We start from the raw sequence: 25,715 nt of genomic DNA, 5'->3' as shown, positions 1-25,715 counted from the left end.
GCGTTTGATCAGAATACGCCCACCCGCACAGGAAAGGGTCACCATGTCTATCCAGCAGAATACGGCGTCCTCAGCCGTTTCATCCAGAACATCGAAAATCGCGCAATCGTTGACGGCAGCCGCAATCGGCCTGTTCATCGTCGGCTTTGTCGGTTTTTCGCATGTCGAAGCCGTGCACAATGCGGCGCATGACACGCGTCATGCCAACGCTTTCCCTTGCCATTGAAGGGAGAGTATCAATGCCGTTTTTCCGTAACATCGTCTTTACCGCTGTTCTGGTGGGGCTGATTGCCGGCCTCGCCGTCAGCGCACTTCAGGCCATCGGCACCACGCCCCTCATTCTCCAGGCGGAAACGTTTGAGAACGCGGGTGGCGAAGCGGCCCCCGCTCACGCCCACGATGCGGCAACACCTGCCGACCATCACCACGATACCGAGGCATGGGCACCCGCCGATGGCTTCGAGCGCAACGCCTATACCCTTGCCGCCAACGTATTGACGGCTATCGGTTACGCGCTGGTGCTGACGGCACTCATCTCGCTGCGCAGCACCCAGGGCGGCTGGCGTGAAGGCCTGTTCTGGGGCCTTGCCGGTTTTGCCGCCGTCATGCTGGCACCCATGATCGGCCTGCCACCGGAATTGCCGGGCAGCCCCGCTGCTGCTCTCGAAGCACGGCAAATCTGGTGGGTTGCAACCGTTGCGGCAACGTCTGGCGGCATTGCGCTGCTTGCCTTCAAACGCAACGAACCATGGGCCATTATTCTTGCTGTGGTGCTCATCGTCGCACCGCACATCGTCGGCGCGCCACTGCCGCCAGAGGGTGAACATGCGCTGGCCCCGCTGCCGCTGGAGCGCCGCTTCATGGTGCTGGCAACGGTAACCAGCTTCGTGTTCTGGCTTATCCTCGGCTCGCTGAGCGGCCTGTTCCTCAAGCGTTTCGACGTTGCCCGATAAGATGGAAAACGCAGCGGAATGGAGTGACGAGCTCGACGCCCTGCGTTTTTCCATCCCCGGTCATGGCGCAACTTGCGCCATGCATCGCCTGGCCTTCAAGGCGCTTCTGGCAGAAGAACCCGGCAGGGAGGCCTGCCTCGCATTCTTTGCCGAAAACAGCGAGGCATTCTTCACCGCCGCCACCGCCAAGATCGCCCGTCTTGCGCTGCCCTTCGACCGCAGCCTGCACATCAACAGCCGCGATGTCAGACGCGCAATGGCGTTCAATCCCGCTGAGGGCGTAGCTCGCGCTTGTCGTATTCTCGACCAGAACTAACCTCGCGATATTCAGCTGAAAACACCTGAAACCGCGAAATCAATCCCCGCATGTATGCCACTCTATGCCAATGCCTGCATGAAGCGCATGCCGGTGACCGGGCGCGGCACGAAATCCATGTTTTCGTAGAATTTGTGGGCAGCGAAATTACCGGTAGCGGCACCCACCGACAGGAAGTCGCATCCGCAGCGCTTGGCGACATCGCGCGCGCGGCCCACCAGATGCTGGCCGGTGCCGTGGCCGCGATGTCCATCGCGCACAAACAGATGGTGCAACTCCATGCCGCGACGGCCTTCCTGCGCCCGGTAGAGCGGCACGAGAATGGCATAACCGATGAGATCACCCTCGGCCTCGGCCACCATCGCCGTGATCCACGGCACCTGTCCAAACAGATCGCGCTCCAGCTTTTCAGCCGTAATCGCCGCCGCATCACCATGGTGGGCGGCCAGCAGTGTGATCATTTCGTTGAGCTCAGGCAGATCGGCCTTGCGCGCACCACGAATGGTCACGACCGTCGGTCTGGGCAGGGTCAGAAGGCTGTCTTCGGTCATCGTCTCGTCCCTCGGGTTCTGTTTGTGCCGTCAGGACGTTTGAAAACAACAAAGCCGCCTGACGGCGGCTTGTTGACAAACTGATCTGTCGAGCCGCCCTTAAAGGAAGGCCCAAAAATACGTGCAGGAAATGGGTGCGCGTGCGTTGATCATGGCGTGAGTGATGCGCTGGAATTTGGAGGCTGTCAAGGGCGTTTGGGTTGCGAGTATTCCTTACCATCTTTCTGTCGCAGACAGTTGGCCATTATCGACGTCAACGACGAGATATGTTTCGGCCTCTGCGATAACACCAGACATAAGAAAGACTGCTGCCCAAAATTCGTCATCATTGGGCAGAATCTCTGAAATTTTCGAGGGGATAATATTATGGCAAAGGGATTTAGGAAAATTTCAATTTTTCTTTTCGTTTTGGCCGCAGTAGTTTTGGCTATTTTATTCCTTCTCAATACAAATCTCCTCGCGGCACGACCCACCGGCCAGGCGACTCTTCTCGCGCATCGTGGAATTGCGCCGCGATATGATATGACCGGGGTCACGGCCGACACCTGCACCGCCACGCGCATGCTGCCGTCCGGCGATGTTTTCATTGAAAATACTCTGTCTTCTATGAAGGCGAGCTTTGAAGCAGGTGCCGATGCGGTGGAGTTTGATATTCACCCCACCAACGACGGCGAGTTTGCAGTGTTTCATGACTGGACGCTGGATTGCCGCACGGACGGCCACGGAGTGACGCGCGAACATTCGATGGCGGAGCTTCGCAAACTCGATGTTGGTTATGGTTACACGTCTGACGGCGGCAAGACCTTTCCCTTTCGTGGCAAGGGGATCGGCATGATGCCGACGCTTCGTGAGGTACTCGACACGTTTCCGGGGAAGGGATTTCTGATAAATATAAAGAGCAATTCTCCGAAAGAGGGAGAGCTTCTGGCGGCCTATCTTAAGACATTTCCGGTAAGCGTAACGGACAAGCTGTTTGTTTATGGCGGCGAGCGGCCTAGTGCCGTTCTCAAGCAGTTGATGCCGAACATAAAGACAACAACGCGGGTCTCTGCCATGTCCTGCCTGAAGGACTACTCACGCTGGGGTTGGTCAGGTATAGTTCCTGCTTCCTGCGCCAATGGTGTTGTCTACCTGCCTATTAATTTAGCTCCCAAAATGTGGGGATGGCCTTATCGCTTGTTAAGTCGGTTTCGCGGCGCTGGTAGCGAGGTATTTGTCATCGGACCTTACTACGGTGGAAACTATTCTAACGGTGTCGACACCGTCGAGGAACTCAAGTCGCTTCCGGCTGATTGGTCCGGCGGCATTATGACCAACGAGTTGGAGCTACTTGCGCCGGTCATGGGGCGCAAGTAGCGGGCATCACGGAATTGATATGCCAAAAGCGCTCAAGGCCGCCATCCGATTTGAATTGCCTTGACGTTCCGGTTCATCGTCATTGATCTCTTCCAGAGTGGCACAAGATACTGAGTTTCAAAAACACTAGACACCACATCAATGCTCGTGCTCACACAAAGCATGGTTCGACAGCGCGCGGATAACATAACAATCCTCGATAGAATGCCCGTCGCAATGGGAGACAATGCGTTCCAGCTCGTGCTCCAGCTTCTTCAGCTTGGCGATCTTTTCGCGGACGGTCGTCAGGTGGTCGGCGGCGATGCGGTCGGCGTCGGTGCAGGGCATTTCGCGGTGCTGGCTGAGCGCGATCAGTTCTTTGATCGCATCGAGATTGAGGCCGAGGTCGCGGGCGTGGCGCACGAAGGCGAGGCGCTCGAGATCGGATTTTTCGTAGCGTCGTTGGTTGCCCTCGGACCGTTCGGCTGCCCGCAGCAGGCCCATCTGCTCGTAATAGCGAATGGTCGGCACCTTGACGCCGGTATTTCGAGACAGATCACCGATGGAGTACATACCCATTCCTCATAGCTATAGCTTCTGGAGATATAGATCTTTGGTGCCATGGTGACAAGACGTGGAGGCAGCACCTTGCGCACCGCATTACTTCCTTATAATATACCCCCCTATACTATTTTGAAAGAAACCAATGTCACATACTTCCCAGAACAAGGACAAGCTGCTTGCCCGCATCCGTCGCCTCAAAGGCCAGATGGAAGCAGTGGAGCGGGCGTTGGAAGGTGGCAAGCCGTGCGGGGAGGTGCTGCAATTGCTGGCGTCCGTGCGCGGCGCGCTGTCCGGGCTGACGGGTGAGGTGATGCAGGACCATCTGCATGAACATGTTCTGCATGCCGAAAATGACGAAGAGCGTGCCCGTGCCACGGAAGAACTGGCGCAGGTTCTGAAAACCTACATTCGATAGAGGTGTGCCATGACGGCAGCGACTGACCATTTACACCTGCATCCCCATCCCCATCCCCATCCCCACGGCACGCATAGCCATGTCTTTCTCGGTGATAACCACGAGCGCAATGAGCGCCGCGTCTGGGCCGTCATCGGCCTGACGACGGCGATGATGGTCGCGGAAATTGCCGCCGGTAGCTGGTTCGGCTCCATGGCGCTGACGGCGGATGGCTGGCATATGGCAACCCATGCGGGCGCGATGCTGATTTCGGCGCTCGCCTATCTCTATGCCCGTCGCCAGATCAAGAATGCCCGCTTCACCTTCGGCACCGGCAAGTTCGGGGATCTCGCCGGCTTCGCCAGCGCCGTCGTGCTGGGCGTTGCCGCTATCATGATTGCCTGGGAAAGCCTGTTGCGGTTTTTTGCGCCGGTGGAGATCGATTTCAACCAGGCGATTGCGGTTGCCGCCATCGGCCTCGTCGTCAACATCGTCAGCGCTTGGTTGCTGAAGGATGACCACCATCACCACCATCACCACGATCATGACCATGGCCACGACCATGGCAGTCATGCCCACCATGGCGATCACGCGCACCATGATCACCATGGGAGCAAGGATAACAACCTGCGTTCCGCCTATCTGCATGTGCTGGCCGATGCGCTGACATCGGTTCTCGCCATCGTCGCGCTGCTGTTGGGCAAATGGAACGGCTGGACTTTCCTCGATCCGGCCATGGGCATCGTCGGCGGCATTGTCATCGCGCGCTGGTCGTGGGGCTTGTTGCGCTCGACGGGCGCGGTTCTGGTAGACGCGGTTCCCCAAGCGCAAGGCCTGTCGTCGCAAATTCGCAGCAGGCTGGAAACGCCGGAAGAAAAGATCACCGATCTGCATGTCTGGCAGGTGGGGCCGGGGCATCACGCGGCCATCGTGTCGATCAAGTCGCCATCACCGCAAGCGCCGTCCTTTTATCGAGAAAAGCTGGAAGCGATCACGGAACTGTCGCACATCACAGTGGAAATCAACGCCGCCCATGGGGCCTGATCAGAGCAGGAGCACGACCACATCATCCTGCCTCGAAAAATAAGCCGTCATATCGCGGCTTCAACCAGCTCGTTAATGTGATCTTAACGATAAAACTGTCTGTTGATCACGCCTCGCTCAAGGCGTGATGGGATGTCAATGTTCTGTGTAGGCTTGGCGAAGCCACAGGGATTCGACCTGCGACATCGGCTGCGTGGCACTGCCCTGCGACGCCGCGTCATTGGCTGCGGCCTCGTTGTTCACGGTCCACAGAACGTTGGCAAGCGATGTCGCTTCCAGCGCGTTGACGAAGGATATCTTGCTGCCGCTGAGTGTTGTCTGCTGCTGTTCTGGTGCAACGGTCTCAGTCGATCGCTTTTCAATGTGCTGCGAACGGGCATGGTGCGCCGATCCGCCGATATTGTTATCGATATTCATAGCAAGCCTCTTTCTGCCTGATTAACGAAGTATTAACGGCCGAAGCTTGCGCGAGGCTTGCGTCACCCGGTTTCCTAGTGCTTTCAGCGCTTGACAGCGGTAAAAGTAGTGCTTCGTTTTTGCATTTTAGGGGCTTGCAATATGGGAAAAGGCTCAATTTCACCGATTCCCTTAGCGTGAACTGCCCTCCGCGACGTGAGTCACGAAGAGCAACGGGAATCACGCGATGCGCTTTTCCGCCTCCGTCGCCACTGCGGGCGGCGGCACATCTTCGGCAGGCGCTTCATCATCCTGCGTGGCAGGGGTCACCATGGCCGCCATCAGCGTTTCGATGCCGATGCTGCCGACCGTCTTGCCGTCTTCATCCACCACCTGTGCAGTTGTCTCGTTGGCGTCGGTCATATCGCGGGCGATGTTTTCCAGCGTGTCGGTTTCCAGAACCGACAGGTTTTCCAGCGCGGTCGTGGCCGGTTCCATCACAGTGGTTGCCTGCAACACGCGGCCACGGTTCACGTCGCGCACGAAGTCGCTGACATATTCATTGGCCGGATGCTGGATGATGCTCTGGCCATCGCCCTGCTGCACCATCTCGCCGTCTTTCAGGATCGCGATGTGATCGCCGAGACGCAGCGCCTCGTCCAGATCGTGAGTAATGAAGACGACGGTCTTCTTCAGCTCCTGCTGAAGGTCGAGCAGCATGGTCTGCATGTCCACACGGATCAGCGGGTCGAGCGCCGAATAGGCCTCATCCATCAACAGAATGTCGGCATCGTTGGTCAGTGCCCGGGCAAGGCCCACGCGCTGCTGCATGCCGCCGGAAAGCTGGTTCGGGTAATTGTCCTCGTAACCATCGAGGCCCACGCGGTTCAGCCAGTAGCGGCCTTTTTCTAGGCTGTCCTTGCGGGACACGCCCTGAATATCGAGACCATAGACGCTGTTTTCGAGAACCGTGCGATGCGGCAGAAGACCGAATTTCTGGAACACCATCGCTGTCTTGTGCCGACGGAAATCGCGAAGGGCGGACGTGCCCATCGAGCAGACGTCCTCACCGCCATACAGCACTTCGCCCGCACTCGGCTCGATCAGCCGGTTGATGTGGCGGATCAGCGTCGACTTGCCGGAGCCCGAGAGGCCCATGACCACGGTGATCTTGCCGCCGGGCATGGTGATGTTGATGTTGTTGAGACCGAGAACGTGGTTGTGCTTGTCGTTCAGCTCGGTCTTGCTCAAGCCGTTTTTAACGGCTTCGAGATGTCTCTCAGGGTGCTTGCCGAAGATCTTGTAAAGTCGGCGGATTTCAATGTCCTTAGCCATGTTGCACCTCGCGATATTTCTGCAAACGCTTGCCGAAGGCCTGGCTGGCACGGTCGAACATGATGGCGATGGCCACCAGCGCAAAGCCGTTCAGAAAGCCGATTGTGAAGAACTGGTTGTTGATGGCCTGAAGCACGTTCTTGCCCAGACCGCCGACACCGACCATGGAGGCGACCACGACCATGGCCAACGACATCATGATGGTCTGGTTGATGCCGGTCATGATGGTGGGCAGCGCCAATGGCAGCTGCACATTGAACAGCTTCTGGGTGTTGGACGAGCCGAAAGCGTCTGCCGCCTCAAGCGTTTCCCGGTCCACCATGCGAATGCCCAGATTGGTCAGCCGGATCATCGGCGGTATCGCGTAGATGACGACGGCAATCAGGCCCGGCACCTTGCCGATGCCGAAGATGACGACGACGGGGATGAGATACACGAAGCTCGGCATCGTCTGCATCACATCCAGACCCGGATTGATGAAACGCTGGAGACGCTCGGACCGCGCCATGAGAATGCCCAGCGGCAGGCCGATGGCAACGGCGATCAGCGTCGCAATCGCCACGATCGACAGCGTCGTCATGGCATCGCGCCACAGGCCGACTGCGCCGATCAGACACAGCGAAACGGCAGTGCCAAGCGTAATGCGGAAGCTGCGCCCGGCCAGATGCACCATGGCCAGCAGGCCGAGAAAGATGATGATCCACGGCGTCTGCGTGAAAAAGCGTTCGGATGCATTCAAAAACAGCTGCAGCGGGTGCATGACCGTATCGATGACATCGCCGTAGCTGTGAACGATATCACGGAAGCCGTCATCGATAGACTTGCGCGCCACGCGCATGGTGCTGTTGCCAATGGCCGGAAACTTGCACAGCATATCCGGCAGAAGATTACAGAGGGCCATTATTGTTTTTTCCCTTGTTGATTTTTGGGACGGTGCTTACCGGTTGATGCGGAGTTTGCGGCATACCCCCCTCTGTCCTGCCGGACATCTCCCCCTCAAGGAGGGAGATCGACTCGGGAAGACCTCTCGGTCACCTCAAACTTCGAGAGTGGAGCGATGTCGGCGCGCCCTGCTGATCTCCCCACCTGTGGGGGAGATGCCCGGCAGGGCAGAGGGGGGTGAGCCAAGACCACTAAGGATCATGGCCGCCCCACACTCACATCAAATCGAAGCCTTGATCTTCTCCGCCACTTCAGGCGAAACCCACTTCGTCCAGATGTCCTCATGGTTCTCGAGGAAGTACGCCGCACCGTCTTCATTGGTGCCCTGGTTTTCATCCATCCAGGCCAGAATCTTTGCCAGGGTTTCGTTATCCCACTGGCGCTTCTTGACGTATTCGCCTGAAGGGCCAGCCTTTTCGGCGAACTCCTTGGTCACGACGGTAAAGACGTCCGCGATGGGATAGGCGTTCGGCTTGGGGTCGGCGCAATCGGCCTTGGCGATGCAATTGTCATAGGCTTCGCGGTCGAGTTCGACGCCGTCATCCAGCTTGACCATGTCGTATTTGCCCATGATCGCCGTTGGTGCCCAGTAGTAACCGAGCCAACCCTGCTTCTTTTCGTAAGCGTTGGAGATGGAGCCATCGAGACCCGCAGCCGAGCCGGTATCGACGAGGGTAAAGCCCTTGTCTTCCGCCTTGCGCGCCTTGAACAGATTGGCCGTCGTTGGCTGGCAACCCCAGCCGGGCGGGCAACCGAACACGGCACCCTTGCTGGCATCTTCCGGGGCGGGGAACAGTTCAGGATGCTTCAACGCATCTTCAACCGTCTTGATGTCGGGATGTGCATCAGCCAGATATTTTGGAATCCACCATCCCTCGATGCCGCCATCGCTCAGAATCTTGACGTCCTGAATGAGATTGCCGGACTTGATGGCCTCTTCGTAAGGCGCGCCCAGCGTGTTCACCCACATTTCAGGCGCCATGTCCGGCTGGCCTTTTTCGTTCATGGAGGTGAAGGTCGGCGTGGTGTCGCCAGTCACAATATCGACCGTGCAGTCATAACCGTTTTCCATGATGAACTTATCGACATAAGCCGCGACGCCCGCGGATGCCCAGTTCATTTCGGCGATGGAGATATTGCCGCAGGTCTCAGCGGCGTTGGCGGTGCTTGCGCCAGCGGCGGCGGCAAGGGTGAAGCCCGTGACAAGAATGGTCGAGGCGAGGAGTTTCTTCATTGTAAGACCCCCAAGTCTAATGCAGTGTTTATGTGAGGCATACCGGGGCACTGCAAAGCCCGGCCTGCCAAAGCGCCGGCGCGACATCAACGATATCGGTTGCCAGAACGCAGAGCTAAAGCCATGGAGCGTGAATTCCGCCGGCATGCGCCAGCGAAAGCCCCAGGACGAAATGACATGCGCGGAAAGACGAGCGCAAACCCGTCAAAGAAAAGTCGCTCGACAGCGACGAAAAAAGCCGCAGTCACAGCGGCGAAAAAGCGCGTAAATATGTCAACGGGTTTTATAATACGGCGAGAAGATGATATTGCAACGCAAAATGCCGCATTGCAGCCATGCGCATTGCTGAGGAACCATTTTTGAGGATGGGCAATACTTATTGACGGCTATATTATACTGATAAAACGTAGATTTAAATTTCTTGAAAAATTAAAATGCAATTAATTTTGGAGATACATTCAAATAACCTGATGATTTGATTTTTTGTGGAAAAAAATCTCACATAAGTCATTTTAGGAGGTATTTTTCTCCAGGAAATCCCGAGTTCGTCATCCTCGGGCTTGTTCCGAGGATCCAATCACGCTTCTGCGGATGCGACGTGGTTAGATGTTCGGGACAGGCCCGAACATGACGATCCGCGTGGGTTCGGGCGTCAATGGAACCTCACATTTAACCACTCCGGCCACCGTCTCCCCGCCGCACGACTGACAATGCAGCTTTGTCTAGAAGCGTACATCCACACTCCCCTCATTCCTGTGCTTGTCACAGGAATCCAGCCAGCCCAAGTCGTTGCGCTGAAAAGACTCTGCCCGCCGCGCAGACGCGCGGCGACTGGATTCCTGTGACAAGCACAGGAATGAGGGGAGCGAGGTGCTGGCACGAACCTTAAGGCCAGCCTATTACCTCTATCGGCGCTTCGTCACGCAACCCGGTCGTATGCACAAAACTTCAAACCGCAGCCTTACCCGCCACCTTCAACGCAAACGCATACTCAAAAGCAATCTCTTCCAACCGCTGGAACCGCCCGGACTTGCCGCCATGCCCCGCCGCCATATTTGTCTTCAGCAGAATGGGCGCTTCACCCGTGGTGTGCTCGCGCAGCTTTGCCACCCACTTGGTCGGTTCCCAATAGGTCACGCGCGGGTCGGTCAGGCCGGAAATGGCCAGAAGCGGCGGATAGGGTTTCGCACCGACATTGTCATAAGGCGAGTAGGCGGCGATCCACTGATATTCCTCTTCCGATTCCAGCGGATTGCCCCATTCCGGCCATTCCGGCGGTGTCAGAGGCAGAGTGTCGTCCAGCATGGTGGTCAGTACGTCGACAAAGGGAACGGCAGCGATGATACCAGCGAATTTCTCCGGTGCCATATTGGCAACAGCACCCATCAGCATGCCACCAGCGGAACCGCCCTCGGCAATGATGCCGGAATAGGAGGTAAAGCCGTCCTTCACCAGATGGTCGGCAGCGGCGATGAAGTCTTTGAACGTGTTCTGCTTGTGCTCCATCTTGCCGGTTTCGTACCATTCGAAACCCTTGTCCTTGCCGCCGCGAATATGGGCCACGGCATAGACAAAGCCGCGATCGGCTAGCGACAGGTTGTTGGTGCTGAAGGACGCAGGAATGGAAATGCCGTAAGCGCCGTAACCATAGAGCAGGCAAGGGGCCGAACCATCCAGCGGCGTGTCCTTGCGGTAGAGCAGCGACACCGGCACCTGCGCGCCATCATGTGATGTCGCCATGATGCGGCGGGTTACATAATCATCAGGGTTATGGCCTGATGGCACTTCCTGGGTTTTGAGAAGCGTGCGCTCACGCGTCACCATGTCGTAATCGAACAGCTGGCTCGGCGTCGTCATGGAAGAGTAGCTGAAGCGGATAACGTTGGTGTCGTATTCGGCAGCGCCATGCAGGCCCAGCGAATAGGCTTCCTCATCAAATGCAACGCTGTGCTCTTGCCCGCTCACACGGTCGCGGATGACGATGCGCGGCAGGCCATCGCGGCGCTCCAGCCAGATCAGGTGGCGGGCATAGGCGTCGATATCGAGAATGAGGCGGCCCGGCTCGTGCGGCACGACCTCGGTCCAGTTCTCCTTGCCCGGAGCCGTCACCGGCGTCTGGCAGATGCGGAAATCCTTGGCGTCGCCGTCATTGGTCAGAATGTAGAAGACATCACCGCCCTCGCACAGCGAATATTCGATGCCTTCCTCACGCTCCGCCACGATCTGCGGCTCGGCTGTCAAATCCTTGGTGGAGAGAAGGCGGTATTCGCTGGTCTCGTGGTCGTGAATATCGATGAATATGAAATCATCCAGCACGGAAGCGCCCACGCCCATGAAGAAGCCGGGGTCTTTTTCCTCATAAACCAGCCGGTCGGAAGATTGCGGCTCACCGATAATGTGGTGGAAGACCTTGGACGGACGGTGGTTTTCGTCCTGAAGCGAATAGAAAAAGCTCTTGCCATCCGGTGCCCATGCGCCACCACCCGCAGTGTTTTCGATCACGTCGGCCAAGTCTTCGCCGCTTTCCAATTCGCGAATACGCAGCGTGTAATATTCCGAACCCTTGTCGTCATAACCCCAGATGCCGCGACTGTGATCGCTCGTTTGATCGAGACCGGCGAGGCGGAAATAATCCTTGCCTTCGGCTTCCTTGTCGCCGTTCAACAAGACGTGCTTTTCGCCACCGCCGCGCGGCGTGCGGAAATAATGCGGCTGCTCGCCACCGGTCACGAACAGCGTGCCATAGGCATAGGGACCGTCATTCACCGGCACGGATGAATCATCCTGCTTGATGCGGCCTTTCATCTCCTCAAACAGCTTTTCCTGAAGCGGCTTGGTATCGGCCATGGCCGCTTCCATATAGGCGTTTTCCGCCTCCAGATGGGTGCGGATGGCCGGGTCCAGCAGCGTCGGGTCCTTGAACATGGCCTGCCAGTTGTCGGCGCGAAACCAAGCATAATCATCCGTGCGCGTTATGCCGTGATGCGTATCGGTGGTCGGCTTTTTCGCTGCAGCGGGCGTTGCGGGCAGGTTCTTGAAAATGGACAAGGGAAACTCGCTTTCATGGGAAATCAGTCTGCGTAGCCAAAGATGTAGAGTGCCACCGCAGGTGGATCAAGGTCGAAATCTTGTCGTGGTGAAACCGGACACGGGCACAATTCTGTCAGCTTTCCATCACAATTTCATACTAGATCGCAAATCTGACACATCCATGTCGATGCTGTCGATCAGTGGGTTTGCCCAGCGAATCAAAAAGAAGAAACGAAGAGCCCGAACAGGATCCCATGCAAAAGCTTCTCCCCGTCGCCCTTCTTGCAACCTTGGCTGGCCTGCCTGCGGCCATGCCCGCATTTGCCATCGATGCCAATGTTCTCAGACAATTGAACGTGCTTGCCCCGGAAGAACGCCTTGAGCAGCGTTGCGATATCGAAGCCATGGAGCGCATCGCCAAGGAACAGAAGGGCATGAAGCCCGACAAGGTCATCGCCTATGCCTTCGGCGACCCGGATGTAACCTCCGACAGCATCAAGGCCTCCGGCGCCGTGTTCAGAAGCGGCGGCGAATGGTTCCGCCTGCGCTACAAATGCCAGATCACGACGTCTACGCTTGGCATCAAGGATTTTGATTACAAGGTGGGAGACAAGGTGCCGGAAGCGCAGTGGGCGAAGCATTATTTGTATGATTGAGCCAAAACGTCCCTCATTCCTGTGACGAGCACAGGAATGAGGGCAGAGAACCTGCCAGTTGCCAATCCGCAACGATATATAACTGATTTCATATTGATATTGCCGCCTGCTGAAATGCCGCTTAATCCTTTTCCCAGAGGGTTTTGGGGATAGGTCTATGGATGTGGGTTTTCACGGGCTTTCGGCGTTTCCGCTGACACCGGCAGATGAAGAGGGCGTCGTCGATGCCGAGGCATTGTCGCGGCTGATCGAGCGGCTGGATGCGGCTGAGGTCGATAGCATCGGCCTTCTCGGCAGCACGGGAAGCTATGCCTATCTGTCCCGAGCAGAGCGCCTGCGTGCCATAAGGGCAACGGTCGAATCCCTGAAAGGCAAACGGCAGCTGATCGTCAGTGTCGGGGCGCTTCGCACCAGTGAATCCGTGGCGCTCGCGAAGGATGCGGAAGCTGCCGGTGCCGATGCGTTGCTGCTGGCGCCCGTATCCTACACGCCGTTGACGCAGGAAGAAGCCTATCATCATTTCGCGGCTGTCGCCGGCTCTACCAGCCTGCCGCTCTGCATTTATAACAACCCGTCAACCACGAAGTTCTCCTTCGGTGACGAACTGCTGGTTCGGCTTGCCTATATTCCGCATATCCGCGCCGTCAAAATGCCGCTGCCAGCAGACATGGCCTTCAAGGACGAGCTGGAGCGCCTGCGCCCCCGGTTGGGCGAAGGCTTCGCCATCGGTTACAGCGGTGACTGGGGTGCGTCACAGGCGGTGATGCAAGGTGCAGATTGCTGGTACAGCGTCATCGGCGGTCTGCTGCCGGTGCCGAGCCTTCGCCTGCTGCGCGCCGCACAAGCGGGGGATGCGACCGAAGTTGAGCGGATCGAAGCGTATTTTCATCCGCTCTGGTCGCTGTTTCAGGAATTCGGCAGCTTCCGCGTGGTCTATGCCGCAGCAAATCTGTTGTCGCTTACCCATCGCCAGCCGCCTTTGCCGGTCATGCCTCTCAGCGTCAGCGATTGCGCACGGGTGGAAGAGGCGCTGGCCAAGCTCTCCGAACTGGATGGCCTGCCCGCCGCTACGCCATAATTCCGGCACTTTGCAGGCAGAATGGCCTTGGGCTCCTGATCGAAAAAGGCATCCGACAATGCTGAAGACACTTGCTTTTGCCGCACTGCTGGCTGCGTCCGCGTCCCCTGTTTTTGCAGGCAATGGCCTCGTGGAGCCGACGCTGAAAATGCAGCCCGGCAAGGCGCATGCAACACGCGTGGCCATCACGCTCGACGCCTGCATGGGCAAGACGGATTTTCGGATTCTCGATACGCTCGTCAACGAGAAAATCCCCGCCACCATCTTCGTCACCGCTCGCTGGCTGAAGCACAATCCGGAAGCGCTGGCGATCATGATGGCGCATCCCGACCTGTTCGAACTGGAAAACCACGGCGAAAACCACATTCCAGCCGTCGATAAGCCCGTCTCGATCTACGGGATCGAAGCGGCAGGCTCGACTGATGCGGTCGAACAGGAAGTCGAAGGCGGCAGTCTCGCCGTCTCCGCCGCCACCGGCCATCAACCACACTGGTTCCGCGGCGCCACCGCCAAATATACTAACTCCTCCATGGCCACCATCAACCAGCTTGGAGAACGCGTCGCAGGCTTTTCCATCAATGGCGATGGCGGCTCGCTGCTGGGCGCTGGCACCACGGCCAAACACATCGCATCCGCCAAAGACGGCGACGTCATCATCTCCCACATCAACCAGCCTACCCACGAAGCAGGCGAGGGCGTGGTGCGCGGTTTGCTGGCACTGAAAGCCCGCGGCGTGGTGTTCACCCGCCTGGATGATCCGGCCTTTAACGCGCCGTCGAACTGATCATCACGAGACCGCGCGCTCCAACGCCGCCGTCACCCATTTGTTAAGGCTGACTCCATCTTTTCGGGCGGCGTTGGAAACGGCTTTGTGCAATCGGGGTTCGGTGCGGACGACAAACTGGCCGGAAAACGGCTTTTCCGGCTCTTCGCCGCGCTCGGCGCAAAAAGCGAGATAATCTTCGACCGACTCAGCAAGTGCCGTCTTCAGTTCGCTGGCAGACGAGCCTTGGAAGGTTATGACGTCGCGCAGATCGATGACCTCTCCGTGAAACAGATCAACGTCCTCATCGAATTCGATAACCGCTTCATATCCCTTGTAATGCATCACACTCATGGTCTTATCCCTGCTTCACTCAGGAAACGCCGGATGGATTTGACCGCGCCCTTGTCTGTTTCCTTTTGCGGATGCGGCCGATGAAATACCGCTCGCACGCCGTTGAGAGCAACACGCACCCGCGAGCCTTGTCCCTCGCTCACATCCGCGCCGCAGGCTTGAAACAGTGCCTCGACATCGCGCCACACGATGCCAGCTTTGACGGGATCAGAGAAAATGGCCTCAAGCACTGCCTGGTGTCGTCTGCTCAAGTTCATATAGTATCACTTTTTGATATCATTTCAATATCTGCTCTGATGAGCTTTCGGTTGAAGAGATATAAAAAGCAATCTGAGGAGGCGTTGGCAAGTCCCGCGGAGTTTACGACGGCAAGTTCGGAACCACGCGGCGCGAAGGAAAGAGTTCGCGGGCGACGGTCATGCCGATGAGGGAGAGCGGCAGAGCGAGCATCGCACCGGCGGCGCCCCACATCCACGTCCAGAAAATGATGGCGACGAAGACAAGGAACGGGTTGATTTCCATGTTGTTGCCGATGACGGCTGGGAACGCCAGGTTTTCCATCAAAAGGTGGATGGTGAAGAAGATGATGGCTGGCATCAGCGCCAGAAACAGGCTGTCATGGGTCAAAATCCCGGCAACCGTCAGTGCTAGCGTCATGGCCGTGATGCCGAGGAAGGGCACGAAGCTGGAGAGAAAGGCGAACAGCCCCCACAGGAACGGCATGGCAAGACCGCCCACATAGGCGATGACCACCATTGTTGTGCCGAGTGCAGCATACATCATCGAGGCCGTGGCGAAGTATGAGCTGAGCACATGCTCGATGGAGCCGATGGTGCGAATGGTTCTAAGGCGCTGGTGGCGCTGCGGAAACGCCATGATCATCGCCTTGCGAAGCCGGATGCGGCTGTAGAGAAACAACAGCAGCGCGGCGAAGAAAATCAGGCCCTGCACGATGGCGGGCGTTATGTTCGAACCCACCACGGCAAGGATGTCGCCGCTGCGCGAAATGAGCGATTCCATCGAGACCGAGTTGAGACTGAAGGTTGCTGCGGAAAAGTTGAGCCAGCGTACGCTTTGCAGATAGGGCACGATGCGATCGATGGCCTTCTCGGCAATCCCGGGGCCTTCTCGCGCCAGTGTCGACAGCGGGTCGATCAGCGAGTTGATGACGAGAAACACCACCAGAGCCACGGCCGAAGACAGGATCAACGCGACCGCAAAGCCGGGAATGCCATAGGCATTGAGCTTGCTGGCGGCCACGCCGAGGATCATGCCCACCACGATGGCCATGACGATGGGGATGAGAATGATCGACAGCGAATGGATGACGCCCATCAAAACGATCAGAAACAGGCCGACGGTGGACCACGCAACTGCCACGTCCAACGCCTCGCGGCCCAAAGGCTGCTGGCTGCGCTCTTCTTCATGGGCCGAAACGAGAGCCGTCTGCATCACCGGGTCGCGATGATCGTTGCTCTCGATGATTTTCGCAGCCTTTTTGCGATTGTTCGTCGCCTGATCATTCATTTATCATGCCCCCATCAAACCGTATAACGCCTCGCTTATATTGCGGTTCCCGCGGGGGCAAGATTTAGAGTTGCAATGGCTTAAGCGGACAGCTTGAGGCCGATACCCCAGGGATCCGTGATGGCAATGCCGTCGCTGTGGCGTTCGGTTGCGATTTCCAGTCGGTCGAGGGCGGCAATCGCGCTATCCAGCACGCCTTTGTCGTTGAACTTCAGCGAATAGCCGGACAGGCCACTCATCTTGGCGGTACGCGGCTGTGCGCCGCGGCTGTTCCAGATGTTGGCAGCAACATGGTGGTGATAGGCACCCGAGCCGAAGAAGCTCGCGCCCGGATATCGCGCCATGATCTTCAGGCCCAGCACGTCTTGATAAAACGCGTCGGCCTGGGGAATATCGCCCACCTGCAAATGAATGTGACCGATGGCAGTCCCCTCTGCCGCCTTGGCAAACGTCGCCTTCGGGGCGCTGTCGTAAAGCGCTTGCAGGTCAAGGCGCTCCGTGGCCATGGCAACGGTGCCGTCGGGTTTGTAAGTCCACTCCTCCGGCGCGCGGTCGCGGTAGACCTCGATGCCGTTGCCCTCGGGGTCGGCCAGATAAATCGCCTCGCTGACGAGGTGATCGGACGCGCCCTGAAGCTGCACATTGTTATGCGCCACATTCGTCAACCACAGGGCCAGATCGCTGCGGCTCGGCATCAGAAACGCGGTGTGGAAAAGACCGGCAGCGCCACCCGGTGCACGCTGGGTGTCGGTCCCAGTCGTCAAGGTCAGCAAGGGCTGGCCATTGACGCCCAGCACATGGCCGCTCGGCGTCTTCTCGATGACCGAGAGGCCGATGATCTTCTGGTAGAAATCCGATACGCGCGGCAAATCCAGAACCACCAGATGGGCCTGGCCGACATAGGCTGGCCGCGTCAGCGCAAATTGTTTTTCACTCGTCATATTTCATGCACTCCATCTCGGTGCGCCGCTCCGCGGCTGTTGACACGAATATGCGCGCGATTCATCGTTCAGAAAAGATGCCCATTCGGCGATTGAGTGTCCAATATTCGTTGACGGTGAAAACCAATTCCTTGTCGCGTAGGCTGCTGAAAGGTGTCACAAAAGCATTGCCTGTTCCAGAGCGCTGATGGCGTTCGCGACGCCGTTTTCCGCGCGCAGCTTCTCACCAAGTGCTTGCGCCGCCTGATGCCGGGCGGGGCTGTCGGCCTCCAGAATGGCATTGCTCAGAGCCTCTGCGGTCAGCGCTTCGCGCGGCGGCGTGTGACCGGCAACGCCGAGCTTTCGCAGACGCGATGCCCAGAAGGGCTGATCGCCGAAGACCGGAATGACGACGGAGGGAATACCGGCGCGGCAGGCGGCATTGGTCGTGCCAGCGCCGCCATGATGGACCGCAAGCGCCATGCGCGGGAAAAGCCAGTCATGCGGTGCCCGGTCGATTGTCATGATATCGTCACTCGCCTCGGCCTGATGGTGCAGGCCTCCCCATCCGCTGGCCAGAAGAAGACGTTTGCCCGATGTTTTGACCGCCCCGCGCACAAGCGCCGTGAAGGCTTCTGCATCATGGTTGAACATGCTGCCGAAGCCCACATAAACCGGCGGCGGTCCGGCTTCGAGGAAAGCGGAGAGTTCCGCCGACGGTTTGAAGGTTTGCGCCTCTTCCAGAGACCAGGGACCGGTTACTTTGACCGTGTCCGGCCAGTTGCGACCGGGCTCCACCATGGTTGGACTGAAGCCGAAAAGGCTCAACCGCTTCGTCTGCGGACCGTGATACGGCCCACGCCGGGCATAGGGTGGAAGGCCGAGATTCGGCCGCACCACCTCGTTATAGGCGGGTCGGTACACCCGCCAGACGGTCTTGCGCATGAACTGCCCGAGCAGGTGATTGACCGCTGGCGGCAAATCATAGGCCCAGTTCGGCAGCGGCATCAAAGGCGGGTTGTGCGAGGGAAGCGTCGGAACCAGTTGCGTTTCGACGACCGGCAGGTGAAGCTTCTGCCCGAGCGCTTCCGCCAGCAGATAGACGATCCCGTTGCCGATCAAGAGACCCGCCCCGTCAGCGGCGGCAAGACCCTGCTGCGGCCAGACGGCTGCGATATCGCGAAGCTTGTTCTGAAACGCCTTCACCATCGCAAATGTACCGAGCCCGCGCCGTTGCAGCCCCTCGTTCTTCTGCATCCAGTCGAGAAAATCCCCGGCAAGCGGCGCAAATTCCAGCCCCTGCGCGGTAATCAAACTGGCGCAGGAGGGGTCGGAAGCGATGCGGACATCATGGCCAGCCCGTTTCAGCCCGGCACCCAGCGCCACGAGAGGACGCACATCGCCTTCGGTTCCGATGGTGAAAATGACGATCCGCATGGCAATGACCTTTTTTTAAAAAAATGCATCGTTGCGCACTACAAAACAGGATCGGCAAAAGCACAATCCCAGAAAATTGCCCTTTCAAACCTCTTGGATTCTCTTGGGTCATGTGCCCGTAAAGGAGGCGGATTTTCGCGTCGTTCGCTACTTCGTGACAGAAACGAAAAGGGATGATGTCAAGATTTACGGCAACGCCGAATGCAAAGTGATCTCGTCTGCCGCGCCGCCGTCTTGTTCCCGTCTCATATTGCTTGCATAGTGTCGGCGATATCAGACGGGAATGGACTATGAGTGAGACTTGGCGCTTTGGACGCCGTTACGACCTTCATGAAATCGTGGCAGATGGCATCGTGCATGGTGTCGGCATCGTGTTTGCGCTGATTGGCGCCACGGCGCTGATTTTCTACGTCACCCTGTGGGATAGTCTCAGCGCTATCGCCGCCGTCTGGATTTACGCGCTGGGCCTCGTCCTGTGCCTGTCCATTTCGTTCACCTATAACATCTGGCCGCATTCCAACGTCAAATGGTATCTGCGCAGGCTGGATCATTCCGGCATCTTCATCCTCATTGCCGCCACCTACACGCCCATCCTCCAGCGCGGCATCGAAGAGCCGTTGATCGCCTTGACGCTGGTCGGAATATGGGCGGCAGCGATTTCCGGCATTCTGCTGAAATGCTTCTTTCCGGGCCGGTTCGATCGTTTGACGATCCTGCTCTATCTCGGCATGGGCTGGAGCGGCGTGATGGTTGCAGATCGCCTGTCCTACCATCTGCCACCGCTCAGCCTCTGGCTGATCGTCATCGGCGGCATCATCTATTCCATGGGTGTGATTTTCCACGTTTGGGAACGTCTGCGGTTTCAAAATGCCATTTGGCACGGCTTTGTCGTGGTTGCCGCCGCGGTGCATTACACGGCTGTCATGACCAGTTTCAGCCTCGCTCCGGTCGCCACGTAAAATCGCTGCACGGTCCGAAAACTTGCTTTATGCTGCCCGCAGACTTTGATTTGCAGCGGATAGACAGCATGACAATAGAGCTACGCGACGCCACCCTCGACGACCTTCCCATCATCATGGACATCTATAACGACGCGGTCTTTAACACGACCGCGATCTGGAATGACGTTCTGGTCGATCTGGACAACCGCACGGACTGGTTCGAGGCCCGTAAGGAGCGCGGCTTTCCGGTCCTCGTCGCGGTAAAGGAGGGAGCGGTCGCGGGCTACGCATCTTACGGAGACTGGCGCGCATTCGATGGTTATCGCCACACCCGCGAACATTCCGTCTATGTCCACAAGGATGCGCGCGGTGCCGGCATCGGCAAGCTGCTGATGCAGGGGCTGATCGAACATGCCAAAGCCAGTGGCGTGCATGTGCTGATCGGTGCCATCGAATCGGAAAACACTGCATCCATCCGCCTGCACGAGGCGCTGGGCTTTCGCGTTGCCGGGAGATATTCGGAGGTCGGGCGAAAATTCGACCGCTGGCTGGACTTGACCAGCATGGAACTCAAGCTTCCGATATCGTGAGATTTTTCGCGCCGAAGCGTTCGCGGTAGGCTGCGGGCGTGGTGGAAAAATGCTGGCGAAAATGGTGCCGCAGATTGGCGGCGCTGCCGAGCCCGCTGGTTTCAGCGATGGTGTCGATGCCAAGCCTTGATGTTTCCAGGAGGTCCTTGGCCTTGGAAAGGCGTTGCAGCAAGAGCCACTTGGCAGGCGTCGTGCCGGTGGCGGCTTCGAACCGGCGCAAAAAGGTGCGGCTGCTCATGCCCGCCATGCTTGCCAGCTTTGCCACGGTATAATCCTGGCAGAGATCAGCCTGCATCGCATCCAGAAGGGGGCCAAGCCTTGCCTTTTCATGTGGCTCCGGAACGGCCTTGTCGATGAATTGTGCCTGCCCGCCATCGCGGTGTGGCACCACCACCAGCCGTCGCGCCACGAGATTGGCAGCCTTTGTGCCGAAATCGCGGCGGATGAGATGCAGGCAAAGGTCGATGCCCGCCGCACTGCCTGCCGCCGTCAGCACGGTGCCGCCATCGACATACAGCACATCCGGCAACACCTCGATCTCGTTGAACCGAGCCTTCAGCGCATCGGTATAGCGCCAATGGGTGGTGGCTTGCCTGCCGTTCAGCAATCCCGCGGCAGCCAGAACGAACACGCCGGAACAGAGCGACAAAACCCGCGCGCCATTGTCATGCGCCTTGCGCAGGGCCGCGCATAACGCTTCAGGTACCGGCTCATGGATGCCGCGCCAGCCCGGCACGATGATGGTGCCAGCCTGCTCGATCAGTTCCAGCCCACCATCGGTGACAAAGCGCAGGCCCCCCACGGCGCGCATCTCGCCATCATCCACGGCAGCAACGGCAAAGCGATACCAGTCATCGCCCATCTCGGGTCGGGCCAGACCGAAGATTTCGACGGCAACGCCGAATTCGAAGGTGCACAGGCCGTCATAGGCAAGCGCGACGACAAGACGGTTGGGTGGTGTCTGGTGTTTTGGCATGATATTGATGATATATGGCAATCATGCCATCTGCCAGTCTTTTCCTGCACGGCGTAATGTTCAGCATCCACACCGCACAGGAGACGCCCATGAGCTACGTATCGGACATTCCCGCCGCCCCATCGCAGGTCGTGATCGACCATGTTTCGCACAGGCTGTCGCTCGAGACGGATTGCGCGGATGTATCGGCATCAATGAAAAAAGGAGAGCAAGATTTCGTTCTGCTCCACGTCGTCGGTTCCGCAGAGACCTTCGCCCGCAAGCACATTCCCGGTGCCATTCACCTGCGCCACGCGGACATGACGGCAGAGCGCCTGGCGCAGTGGCCGGACGACACCCTGTTCGTGGCCTATTGCGCTGGCCCGCACTGCAATGGCGCCGACCAGGCCGCCCTGAAGCTCGCTAGGTTGGGACGACCAGTGAAGATCATGATCGGCGGGATCACCGGCTGGGAGGATGAGGGGTTTGCGTTTGCGTCGGAGCAGTCTGTCGCAGCGTAAAGCTCGCCTTTTCCGCCGTAATTCCGACCTTGCGCCGGAATCCAGCATCCATGCGTCTGTATGGAGAAAAGCTTCTCTCAGCCCGAGGACTTGGGCTGAGGGGATACCGCATCAAGCGCGGTATGACGGCATGTGCCACCATCAATCCTGTGGTTCGAACACCATCGAATGGCCGTTGATGCAGTAACGCAGACCGGTGGGTGGTGGACCATCAGGGAAGACGTGGCCGAGGTGGCCGCCGCAATTGGCGCAGCGGATTTCCGTGCGCACCATGCCGAAGGCGGTATCGCGATGTTCGGTCACGGCATCGGCTTTCACCGGTTCGAAATAGCTCGGCCAGCCGCAACCGGCATCGAATTTCGTGTCCGAGATGAACAACGGCTCATCGCAGGCGGCGCAGCGGTAGAGGCCTTTTTCGGTGCTGTTCCAATAGGGACCGGTAAACGGACGCTCGGTGCCGTGTTCGCGCAAAATGCGGTACTGGTCCGCCGTCAGTTCTTCGCGCCATTGCGCATCGGACTTGGTGATTTTCGGTGATGTGAGATCGCTCATCAGGAGATCCTTTCGTTTGTCCCCAGAGATAGTGACTCGGCTTTGCCGTTAAAAGAGGACGCGGCTTTAACAGGGGATAAAGACCTTGTTATCCTGCGCACAATCGAAAAGAGTTGAGGCTCATGTCGCCTTGCCCTAGTTAAGAGGTAACAAAAAAGTAGCGGGGCTGGGAGACGAGATGATTGCCAATGTCACGCTGCTGACATTCGTCGTGCTGTTTTTGCCTTTCATCGCGGCACTGTGCGCTCCTCTGGCGATTGGCCGGCTTGGGCATAAGGGCGTCTGGCTGCTGGCGCTTGCGCCCGCCTTTGCCTTCATTCACTTCATAGGCTTTCTTCCGGAAATCGCCGCAGGCGAGGTCGTGACCGGTGGTTATGCCTGGGTGCCCAGCTTCAATCTTAGCTTTTCCTGGTTCATCGATGGCCTGTCGCTGACCTTTGCGCTGCTCATCACCGGCATCGGCACGCTGATCGTGCTCTACGCGGGCGGTTATATGAAGGGTCATCTACAGCAGGGCCGGTTCATGGCCTTTTTGCTGCTGTTCATGGGCGCGATGCTGGGCGTGGTGGTGTCGGATAGCCTGATGATGCTGTTCGTCTACTGGGAACTCACCTCCATTACCTCCTTCCTGCTGATCGGCTTCGATCACCGGCGCGAAGCGGCACGTCGCGCTGCCTTGCAGGCACTGGTCGTGACGGGCGGGGGCGGGCTGGCGCTTCTGGCGGGGCTCATCTTCATCTGGAACATCAGCGGCACCACGCAGCTGTCACTTCTCGTTCATGGCGATGACGTGCTGCGCCAGAGCCCGTTTTATTTCGTCACCCTGCTGCTGGTGCTGGGCGGTGCCTTCACCAAATCCGCGCAATTCCCGTTCCACTTCTGGCTGCCCAACGCCATGGAAGCACCCACACCGGTGTCGGCCTATCTGCATTCCGCCACAATGGTGAAGGCAGGCGTCTATCTGCTGATGCGGCTCAACCCGGTCATGGGCGAAACGGCGGCTTGGGAAATTCTGCTGCCCTTTTTCGGTGGTTTGACGATGCTGACCGGCGCATTCCTCGCCATCCGCCAGACCGATCTCAAGCTGATGCTGGCCTATACCACCGTGTCGTCGCTCGGCCTTCTGGTCATGCTCACGGGCTTCGGTTCGGACCACGCCATCGAGGCGGCGGTGCTGTATCTGGTCGCCCACTCGCTGTTCAAGGGCGCGTTGTTCATGGTCGCAGGCATCATCGATCACGAGGCGGGAACACGCGATGTGACGAAGCTGGGCGGCCTGGGCAAGGCCATGCCCATCACCTTTATCGCGGCTGTGGCTGCGGCCATCTCCATGGCGGGCCTGCCGCCGTTTCTTGGTTTTCTCGCCAAGGAAGAAATCTACTACGCGCTGGCGCACCCTGATCCCCGCGCTATCCTCTTCACCGGCATCGCCATCATCGGCAACGCCTTGATGCTGGCGGTCGCTTTTGCGGTCGCGCTCAAACCCTTCGTCGGAAAGCTGAAGAAAACGCCGAAACACGCCCATGAAGGCCCGGTCCTGCTGTGGCTCGGCCCCGCCGTGCTGGCGCTCGGCGGACTTCTGGCTGCGCTGTTCTCCGGCGTCTTTCACGCAGGTTTCTCAACGCCCATGGCATCTGCCATCGCTGGCGAAAGCCGGCCCGTGGAGATGTCGCTGATCCCGCATATTGGTATTCCCTTGGCGCTCTCGCTGTTCACCATCGCGCTCGGCGTCCTAGTCTTTACCAAACTATCGGCTGCTCGCCTCCTCATGAATCGCGCGCTTGTGGCTGCCGGACCGGGGCCGGACAGGGCTTTCGATGCCGCCATCTCCGGCCTCGTAAAACTGTCCTTCCATGTCACCCGCATGATCCAGCCGGGCAGGCTGGAATTCTACGTCACCGTCACCTTCGCCATCATCGCGCTCGTGTTATTGGTGCCGCTCTTTGCCTATGGCGAGTTGCCCGCCATCCCTGTTTGGCCCGCCGATATCCAGCTGCATGAATTCACCTTCATCGCTATTGCCGTCATCGGCCTCATCGCGGTGCTGACGGCGGCCAGTCGCCTCACGGCCATCGTCGCGCTCGGCATTCAGGGCTTTGCCGTGGCGGTTCTGTTCCTACTGTTCGGCGCGCCGGATTTGTCGTTCACGCAGTTCATGGTGGAAACGCTCTCCGTCGTCATCTTCACGCTGGTGATGACCCGCCTGCGCCTCTCGCCATCCGATCACCGCAGCCTGCGCCAGAAACTGCTGGATGGCACAATCGCGCTTGCCTGCGGCACGGGCTTTGCCCTGATGCTGATGAAAGCCACCGAGCGCCCCTTCAACACCAGCCTCACCGAGTTCTTCAGCGCCTATTCCAAGCTCATCGCCCACGGAAACAACGTGGTGAACGTCATCATCGTCGACTTTCGCGGCACCGATACGCTGGGAGAAATCGCCGTGGTGATGATCACCGGTCTTGCCATTCTGGCACTCATCCGCATCCGCCCAAAACCGACAACGGGTGCTGACAAGGAGGGCAGGGCATGAACACGGTGATTTTCCGCACCGTCGCACCCGTCATCACCAGCCTCATGCTGCTGTTTTCCGTCTTCGTGCTGCTGCGTGGCCATAACGAACCGGGTGGTGGCTTCATCGGCGGGCTGATTGCCGTGTCGGCGCTGGCGGTTTACGGCATCGCCTTCGGGGTAGGAACCGTGCGCCGTGCCATCGTCTTTCACCCGCTGTCCATTGCCGGTTTCGGCCTGCTGCTGGCGACGCTCTCCGGCATGCTCTCGGTCTTTTTCGGTGTGCCCTTCATGACCGGCCTTTGGGTCACACCTAGCCTTGCGGGCGTAGAGGTGCCGCTGGCCACCGTCATCTCCTTCGATATCGGCGTCTATCTTGTCGTGGTCGGTGGCTTCACGGCCATTGCGCTGGCACTGGAAGAAAGGGAGCGCGACTGATGGAAGCGATCTTCTCTGTCCTCGTCGGCATCTTCTTTTCGGTGGCGATCTATCTCATGCTGTCGCGCCACAGCGTGCGCCTGTTGCTCGGCATCGCCATCCTCGGCAATGCCGTCAATCTCTTGCTGTTCACCGCAGGTAGGCTAACGCGCGAGGTGCCGCCCATCATCGGCGCGGGTGAAGACACACTTGCGCCAACCGCAGCCAATCCGCTGCCGCAAGCGCTCATCCTCACGGCCATCGTCATTTCCTTCTGCTTCTTCTGCTTCCTAGCGGTACTGGTCTGGCGGGCGTTCCAGGCGTTGAAAACCGACGACACCAACGACATGCGCGCCGCAGAACCGCGAAGCGAACCGCTTCCGCCGCTCGGCTACTGAGAAA

At 58.5% G+C, this 25,715-nt stretch carries 29 protein-coding genes; 15 read left to right on the top strand and 14 right to left on the bottom strand.

All coding sequences use genetic code 11. From position 1 onward, the window contains the following. Nucleotides 1-43 precede the first annotated feature (43 nt). The 3 genes from RRU01S_RS15745 to RRU01S_RS15735 are packed head-to-tail and all read left to right on the top strand — an operon-like array spanning nt 44 to nt 1,269. The gene (locus tag RRU01S_RS15745) at nt 44-226 is read left to right on the top strand and encodes a CbtB domain-containing protein (protein WP_045231285.1); all 183 of its coding nucleotides are present in this window, start codon (nt 44-46) and stop codon (nt 224-226) included. 13 nt (nt 227-239) lie between these two features. Further along, nucleotides 240-953: a CbtA family protein gene (locus tag RRU01S_RS15740; protein WP_045231241.1), complete on the top strand. Its 714-nt coding sequence runs from the start codon at nt 240-242 to the stop codon at nt 951-953. Between the two features lies 1 nt (nt 954). Then, nucleotides 955-1,269, top strand: coding sequence for a hypothetical protein (locus tag RRU01S_RS15735; RefSeq protein WP_045231240.1), 315 nt, complete (start codon nt 955-957; stop codon nt 1,267-1,269). A gap of 62 nt (nt 1,270-1,331) precedes the next feature. Here the strand turns inward: RRU01S_RS15735 and RRU01S_RS15730 are convergent, their stop codons facing one another. Further along, nucleotides 1,332-1,820 carry a GNAT family N-acetyltransferase gene (locus RRU01S_RS15730; protein ID WP_045231239.1) on the bottom strand — a complete coding sequence of 163 codons (489 nt, stop codon included), beginning with the start codon at nt 1,818-1,820 and terminating at the stop codon, nt 1,332-1,334. A gap of 366 nt (nt 1,821-2,186) precedes the next feature. On the opposite strand from RRU01S_RS15730, the gene RRU01S_RS15725 reads away from it, so the two are divergent. After that, nucleotides 2,187-3,176, top strand: coding sequence for a glycerophosphodiester phosphodiesterase family protein (locus RRU01S_RS15725; RefSeq protein ID WP_045231238.1), 990 nt, complete (start codon nt 2,187-2,189; stop codon nt 3,174-3,176). Between the two features lie 138 nt (nt 3,177-3,314). On the opposite strand, the gene RRU01S_RS15720 is transcribed toward RRU01S_RS15725, so the two are convergent. Then, entirely contained in the window at nt 3,315-3,728 is a 414-nt protein-coding gene (locus RRU01S_RS15720; protein ID WP_045231237.1) for a MerR family transcriptional regulator, read from the bottom strand. 133 nt (nt 3,729-3,861) lie between these two features. Here RRU01S_RS15720 and dmeR point away from each other — a divergent pair, with 133 nt between their 5' ends. Continuing rightward, entirely contained in the window at nt 3,862-4,134 is a 273-nt protein-coding gene (gene dmeR, locus RRU01S_RS15715; RefSeq protein WP_045231236.1) for a Ni(II)/Co(II)-sensing transcriptional repressor DmeR, read from the top strand. A gap of 9 nt (nt 4,135-4,143) precedes the next feature. Continuing rightward, nucleotides 4,144-5,157: a CDF family Co(II)/Ni(II) efflux transporter DmeF gene (gene dmeF / locus RRU01S_RS15710; RefSeq protein WP_081880096.1), complete on the top strand. Its 1,014-nt coding sequence runs from the start codon at nt 4,144-4,146 to the stop codon at nt 5,155-5,157. 135 nt (nt 5,158-5,292) lie between these two features. On the opposite strand, the gene RRU01S_RS15705 is transcribed toward dmeF, so the two are convergent. The 5 genes from RRU01S_RS15705 to RRU01S_RS15685 all read right to left on the bottom strand — a co-directional run bounded on the left by RRU01S_RS15705 (nt 5,293) and on the right by RRU01S_RS15685 (nt 12,112). Beyond that, nucleotides 5,293-5,574 carry a hypothetical protein gene (locus RRU01S_RS15705; RefSeq protein WP_045231235.1) on the bottom strand — a complete coding sequence of 94 codons (282 nt, stop codon included), beginning with the start codon at nt 5,572-5,574 and terminating at the stop codon, nt 5,293-5,295. Nucleotides 5,575-5,793: 219 nt separating this feature from the next. Beyond that, nucleotides 5,794-6,888: a quaternary amine ABC transporter ATP-binding protein gene (locus tag RRU01S_RS15700; protein ID WP_045231234.1), complete on the bottom strand. Its 1,095-nt coding sequence runs from the start codon at nt 6,886-6,888 to the stop codon at nt 5,794-5,796. Then, nucleotides 6,881-7,789, bottom strand: coding sequence for an ABC transporter permease (locus RRU01S_RS15695; protein ID WP_045231233.1), 909 nt, complete (start codon nt 7,787-7,789; stop codon nt 6,881-6,883). The genes RRU01S_RS15700 and RRU01S_RS15695 overlap by 8 nt, the downstream gene beginning before the upstream one ends. Before the next feature lie 261 nt (nt 7,790-8,050). Continuing rightward, nucleotides 8,051-9,064, bottom strand: a complete 1,014-nt coding sequence (locus RRU01S_RS15690) for an ABC transporter substrate-binding protein (protein ID WP_045231232.1) — start codon at nt 9,062-9,064, stop codon at nt 8,051-8,053. Between the two features lie 948 nt (nt 9,065-10,012). Further along, nucleotides 10,013-12,112, bottom strand: coding sequence for a S9 family peptidase (locus RRU01S_RS15685; RefSeq protein ID WP_045231231.1), 2,100 nt, complete (start codon nt 12,110-12,112; stop codon nt 10,013-10,015). A gap of 236 nt (nt 12,113-12,348) precedes the next feature. Between RRU01S_RS15685 and RRU01S_RS15680 the strand changes: the two genes are divergently transcribed. The 3 genes from RRU01S_RS15680 (at nt 12,349) to RRU01S_RS15670 (ending at nt 14,612) form a co-directional block, all read left to right on the top strand. Further along, the gene (locus tag RRU01S_RS15680) at nt 12,349-12,750 is read left to right on the top strand and encodes a DUF930 domain-containing protein (RefSeq protein WP_045231283.1); all 402 of its coding nucleotides are present in this window, start codon (nt 12,349-12,351) and stop codon (nt 12,748-12,750) included. A 157-nt stretch (nt 12,751-12,907) separates the two neighbouring features. After that, entirely contained in the window at nt 12,908-13,828 is a 921-nt protein-coding gene (locus tag RRU01S_RS15675) for a dihydrodipicolinate synthase family protein (protein ID WP_045231230.1), read from the top strand. A gap of 58 nt (nt 13,829-13,886) precedes the next feature. Next, nucleotides 13,887-14,612: a polysaccharide deacetylase family protein gene (locus RRU01S_RS15670; RefSeq protein ID WP_045231229.1), complete on the top strand. Its 726-nt coding sequence runs from the start codon at nt 13,887-13,889 to the stop codon at nt 14,610-14,612. A gap of 3 nt (nt 14,613-14,615) precedes the next feature. On the opposite strand, the gene RRU01S_RS15665 is transcribed toward RRU01S_RS15670, so the two are convergent. The 5 genes from RRU01S_RS15665 to RRU01S_RS15645 all read right to left on the bottom strand — a co-directional run bounded on the left by RRU01S_RS15665 (nt 14,616) and on the right by RRU01S_RS15645 (nt 18,829). Then, entirely contained in the window at nt 14,616-14,945 is a 330-nt protein-coding gene (locus RRU01S_RS15665) for a type II toxin-antitoxin system HicB family antitoxin (protein WP_174447692.1), read from the bottom strand. After that, a complete protein-coding gene (locus RRU01S_RS15660) occupies nt 14,942-15,202 on the bottom strand; it encodes a type II toxin-antitoxin system HicA family toxin (protein WP_045231228.1) in 261 nt (86 codons plus the stop codon). Before RRU01S_RS15660 ends, RRU01S_RS15665 begins: the two co-directional genes overlap by 4 nt. A 103-nt stretch (nt 15,203-15,305) precedes the next feature. Beyond that, entirely contained in the window at nt 15,306-16,472 is a 1,167-nt protein-coding gene (locus RRU01S_RS15655) for an AI-2E family transporter (RefSeq protein WP_045231227.1), read from the bottom strand. Nucleotides 16,473-16,552: 80 nt separating this feature from the next. Next, the gene (locus RRU01S_RS15650) at nt 16,553-17,413 is read right to left on the bottom strand and encodes a VOC family protein (RefSeq protein WP_045231226.1); all 861 of its coding nucleotides are present in this window, start codon (nt 17,411-17,413) and stop codon (nt 16,553-16,555) included. A gap of 156 nt (nt 17,414-17,569) precedes the next feature. Further along, nucleotides 17,570-18,829: a glycosyltransferase gene (locus tag RRU01S_RS15645; protein WP_045231225.1), complete on the bottom strand. Its 1,260-nt coding sequence runs from the start codon at nt 18,827-18,829 to the stop codon at nt 17,570-17,572. A gap of 290 nt (nt 18,830-19,119) precedes the next feature. Between RRU01S_RS15645 and trhA the strand changes: the two genes are divergently transcribed. Further along, entirely contained in the window at nt 19,120-19,788 is a 669-nt protein-coding gene (gene trhA, locus RRU01S_RS15640) for a PAQR family membrane homeostasis protein TrhA (RefSeq protein WP_045231224.1), read from the top strand. Between the two features lie 68 nt (nt 19,789-19,856). Continuing rightward, nucleotides 19,857-20,360 carry a GNAT family N-acetyltransferase gene (locus RRU01S_RS15635; RefSeq protein WP_045231281.1) on the top strand — a complete coding sequence of 168 codons (504 nt, stop codon included), beginning with the start codon at nt 19,857-19,859 and terminating at the stop codon, nt 20,358-20,360. Here RRU01S_RS15635 and ftrA read toward each other — a convergent pair. Further along, nucleotides 20,341-21,336, bottom strand: a complete 996-nt coding sequence (gene ftrA, locus RRU01S_RS15630; protein WP_045231280.1) for a transcriptional regulator FtrA — start codon at nt 21,334-21,336, stop codon at nt 20,341-20,343. The two genes, RRU01S_RS15635 and ftrA, sit on opposite strands and share 20 nt — an antisense overlap. 89 nt (nt 21,337-21,425) lie before the next feature. On the opposite strand from ftrA, the gene RRU01S_RS15625 reads away from it, so the two are divergent. Further along, on the top strand, nt 21,426-21,836 hold the full coding sequence (locus RRU01S_RS15625; protein WP_045231279.1) for a rhodanese-like domain-containing protein: 411 nt from the start codon (nt 21,426-21,428) through the stop codon (nt 21,834-21,836). A 141-nt stretch (nt 21,837-21,977) separates the two neighbouring features. Here RRU01S_RS15625 and msrB read toward each other — a convergent pair whose 3' ends face one another. Next, complete coding sequence (gene msrB / locus RRU01S_RS15620; protein WP_045231223.1) at nt 21,978-22,388, bottom strand: peptide-methionine (R)-S-oxide reductase MsrB; 411 nt, start codon at nt 22,386-22,388, stop codon at nt 21,978-21,980. A 178-nt stretch (nt 22,389-22,566) separates the two neighbouring features. Here msrB and RRU01S_RS15615 point away from each other — a divergent pair, with 178 nt between their 5' ends. The 3 genes from RRU01S_RS15615 to RRU01S_RS15605 are packed head-to-tail and all read left to right on the top strand — an operon-like array spanning nt 22,567 to nt 25,711. After that, the gene (locus RRU01S_RS15615; RefSeq protein WP_045231222.1) at nt 22,567-24,918 is read left to right on the top strand and encodes a putative monovalent cation/H+ antiporter subunit A; all 2,352 of its coding nucleotides are present in this window, start codon (nt 22,567-22,569) and stop codon (nt 24,916-24,918) included. Further along, on the top strand, nt 24,915-25,334 hold the full coding sequence (locus RRU01S_RS15610; protein WP_045231221.1) for a Na(+)/H(+) antiporter subunit B: 420 nt from the start codon (nt 24,915-24,917) through the stop codon (nt 25,332-25,334). The genes RRU01S_RS15615 and RRU01S_RS15610 overlap by 4 nt, the downstream gene beginning before the upstream one ends. Then, complete coding sequence (locus tag RRU01S_RS15605; RefSeq protein ID WP_045231220.1) at nt 25,334-25,711, top strand: Na+/H+ antiporter subunit C; 378 nt, start codon at nt 25,334-25,336, stop codon at nt 25,709-25,711. The genes RRU01S_RS15610 and RRU01S_RS15605 overlap by 1 nt, the downstream gene beginning before the upstream one ends. Nucleotides 25,712-25,715 lie beyond the last annotated feature (4 nt).

The organism is Agrobacterium rubi TR3 = NBRC 13261 (assembly GCF_000739935.1).
Classification (GTDB): domain Bacteria; phylum Pseudomonadota; class Alphaproteobacteria; order Rhizobiales; family Rhizobiaceae; genus Agrobacterium; species Agrobacterium rubi.
The sequence above is the reverse complement of the archived record's forward strand: the minus strand, read 5'-3'. Positions and strand labels throughout refer to the sequence as shown.

Bases quoted from the DNA above. Each gene is read 5' to 3' on its own strand.
- RRU01S_RS15745 (WP_045231285.1), top strand. From the start codon at position 44: ATGTCTATCCAGCAGAATACGGCGTCCTCAGCCGTTTCATCCAGAACA.
- RRU01S_RS15740 (WP_045231241.1), top strand. From the start codon at position 240: ATGCCGTTTTTCCGTAACATCGTCTTTACCGCTGTTCTGGTGGGGCTG.
- RRU01S_RS15735 (WP_045231240.1), top strand. From the start codon at position 955: ATGGAAAACGCAGCGGAATGGAGTGACGAGCTCGACGCCCTGCGTTTT.
- RRU01S_RS15730 (WP_045231239.1), bottom strand. From the start codon at position 1,820: ATGACCGAAGACAGCCTTCTGACCCTGCCCAGACCGACGGTCGTGACC.
- RRU01S_RS15725 (WP_045231238.1), top strand. From the start codon at position 2,187: ATGGCAAAGGGATTTAGGAAAATTTCAATTTTTCTTTTCGTTTTGGCC.
- RRU01S_RS15720 (WP_045231237.1), bottom strand. From the start codon at position 3,728: ATGTACTCCATCGGTGATCTGTCTCGAAATACCGGCGTCAAGGTGCCG.
- dmeR (WP_045231236.1), top strand. From the start codon at position 3,862: ATGTCACATACTTCCCAGAACAAGGACAAGCTGCTTGCCCGCATCCGT.
- dmeF (WP_081880096.1), top strand. From the start codon at position 4,144: ATGACGGCAGCGACTGACCATTTACACCTGCATCCCCATCCCCATCCC.
- RRU01S_RS15705 (WP_045231235.1), bottom strand. From the start codon at position 5,574: ATGAATATCGATAACAATATCGGCGGATCGGCGCACCATGCCCGTTCG.
- RRU01S_RS15700 (WP_045231234.1), bottom strand. From the start codon at position 6,888: ATGGCTAAGGACATTGAAATCCGCCGACTTTACAAGATCTTCGGCAAG.
- RRU01S_RS15695 (WP_045231233.1), bottom strand. From the start codon at position 7,789: ATGGCCCTCTGTAATCTTCTGCCGGATATGCTGTGCAAGTTTCCGGCC.
- RRU01S_RS15690 (WP_045231232.1), bottom strand. From the start codon at position 9,064: ATGAAGAAACTCCTCGCCTCGACCATTCTTGTCACGGGCTTCACCCTT.
- RRU01S_RS15680 (WP_045231283.1), top strand. From the start codon at position 12,349: ATGCAAAAGCTTCTCCCCGTCGCCCTTCTTGCAACCTTGGCTGGCCTG.
- RRU01S_RS15675 (WP_045231230.1), top strand. From the start codon at position 12,908: ATGGATGTGGGTTTTCACGGGCTTTCGGCGTTTCCGCTGACACCGGCA.
- RRU01S_RS15670 (WP_045231229.1), top strand. From the start codon at position 13,887: ATGCTGAAGACACTTGCTTTTGCCGCACTGCTGGCTGCGTCCGCGTCC.
- RRU01S_RS15665 (WP_174447692.1), bottom strand. From the start codon at position 14,945: ATGAGTGTGATGCATTACAAGGGATATGAAGCGGTTATCGAATTCGAT.
- RRU01S_RS15660 (WP_045231228.1), bottom strand. From the start codon at position 15,202: ATGAACTTGAGCAGACGACACCAGGCAGTGCTTGAGGCCATTTTCTCT.
- RRU01S_RS15655 (WP_045231227.1), bottom strand. From the start codon at position 16,472: ATGAATGATCAGGCGACGAACAATCGCAAAAAGGCTGCGAAAATCATC.
- RRU01S_RS15650 (WP_045231226.1), bottom strand. From the start codon at position 17,413: ATGACGAGTGAAAAACAATTTGCGCTGACGCGGCCAGCCTATGTCGGC.
- RRU01S_RS15645 (WP_045231225.1), bottom strand. From the start codon at position 18,829: ATGCGGATCGTCATTTTCACCATCGGAACCGAAGGCGATGTGCGTCCT.
- trhA (WP_045231224.1), top strand. From the start codon at position 19,120: ATGAGTGAGACTTGGCGCTTTGGACGCCGTTACGACCTTCATGAAATC.
- RRU01S_RS15635 (WP_045231281.1), top strand. From the start codon at position 19,857: ATGACAATAGAGCTACGCGACGCCACCCTCGACGACCTTCCCATCATC.
- ftrA (WP_045231280.1), bottom strand. From the start codon at position 21,336: ATGCCAAAACACCAGACACCACCCAACCGTCTTGTCGTCGCGCTTGCC.
- RRU01S_RS15625 (WP_045231279.1), top strand. From the start codon at position 21,426: ATGAGCTACGTATCGGACATTCCCGCCGCCCCATCGCAGGTCGTGATC.
- msrB (WP_045231223.1), bottom strand. From the start codon at position 22,388: ATGAGCGATCTCACATCACCGAAAATCACCAAGTCCGATGCGCAATGG.
- RRU01S_RS15615 (WP_045231222.1), top strand. From the start codon at position 22,567: ATGATTGCCAATGTCACGCTGCTGACATTCGTCGTGCTGTTTTTGCCT.
- RRU01S_RS15610 (WP_045231221.1), top strand. From the start codon at position 24,915: ATGAACACGGTGATTTTCCGCACCGTCGCACCCGTCATCACCAGCCTC.
- RRU01S_RS15605 (WP_045231220.1), top strand. From the start codon at position 25,334: ATGGAAGCGATCTTCTCTGTCCTCGTCGGCATCTTCTTTTCGGTGGCG.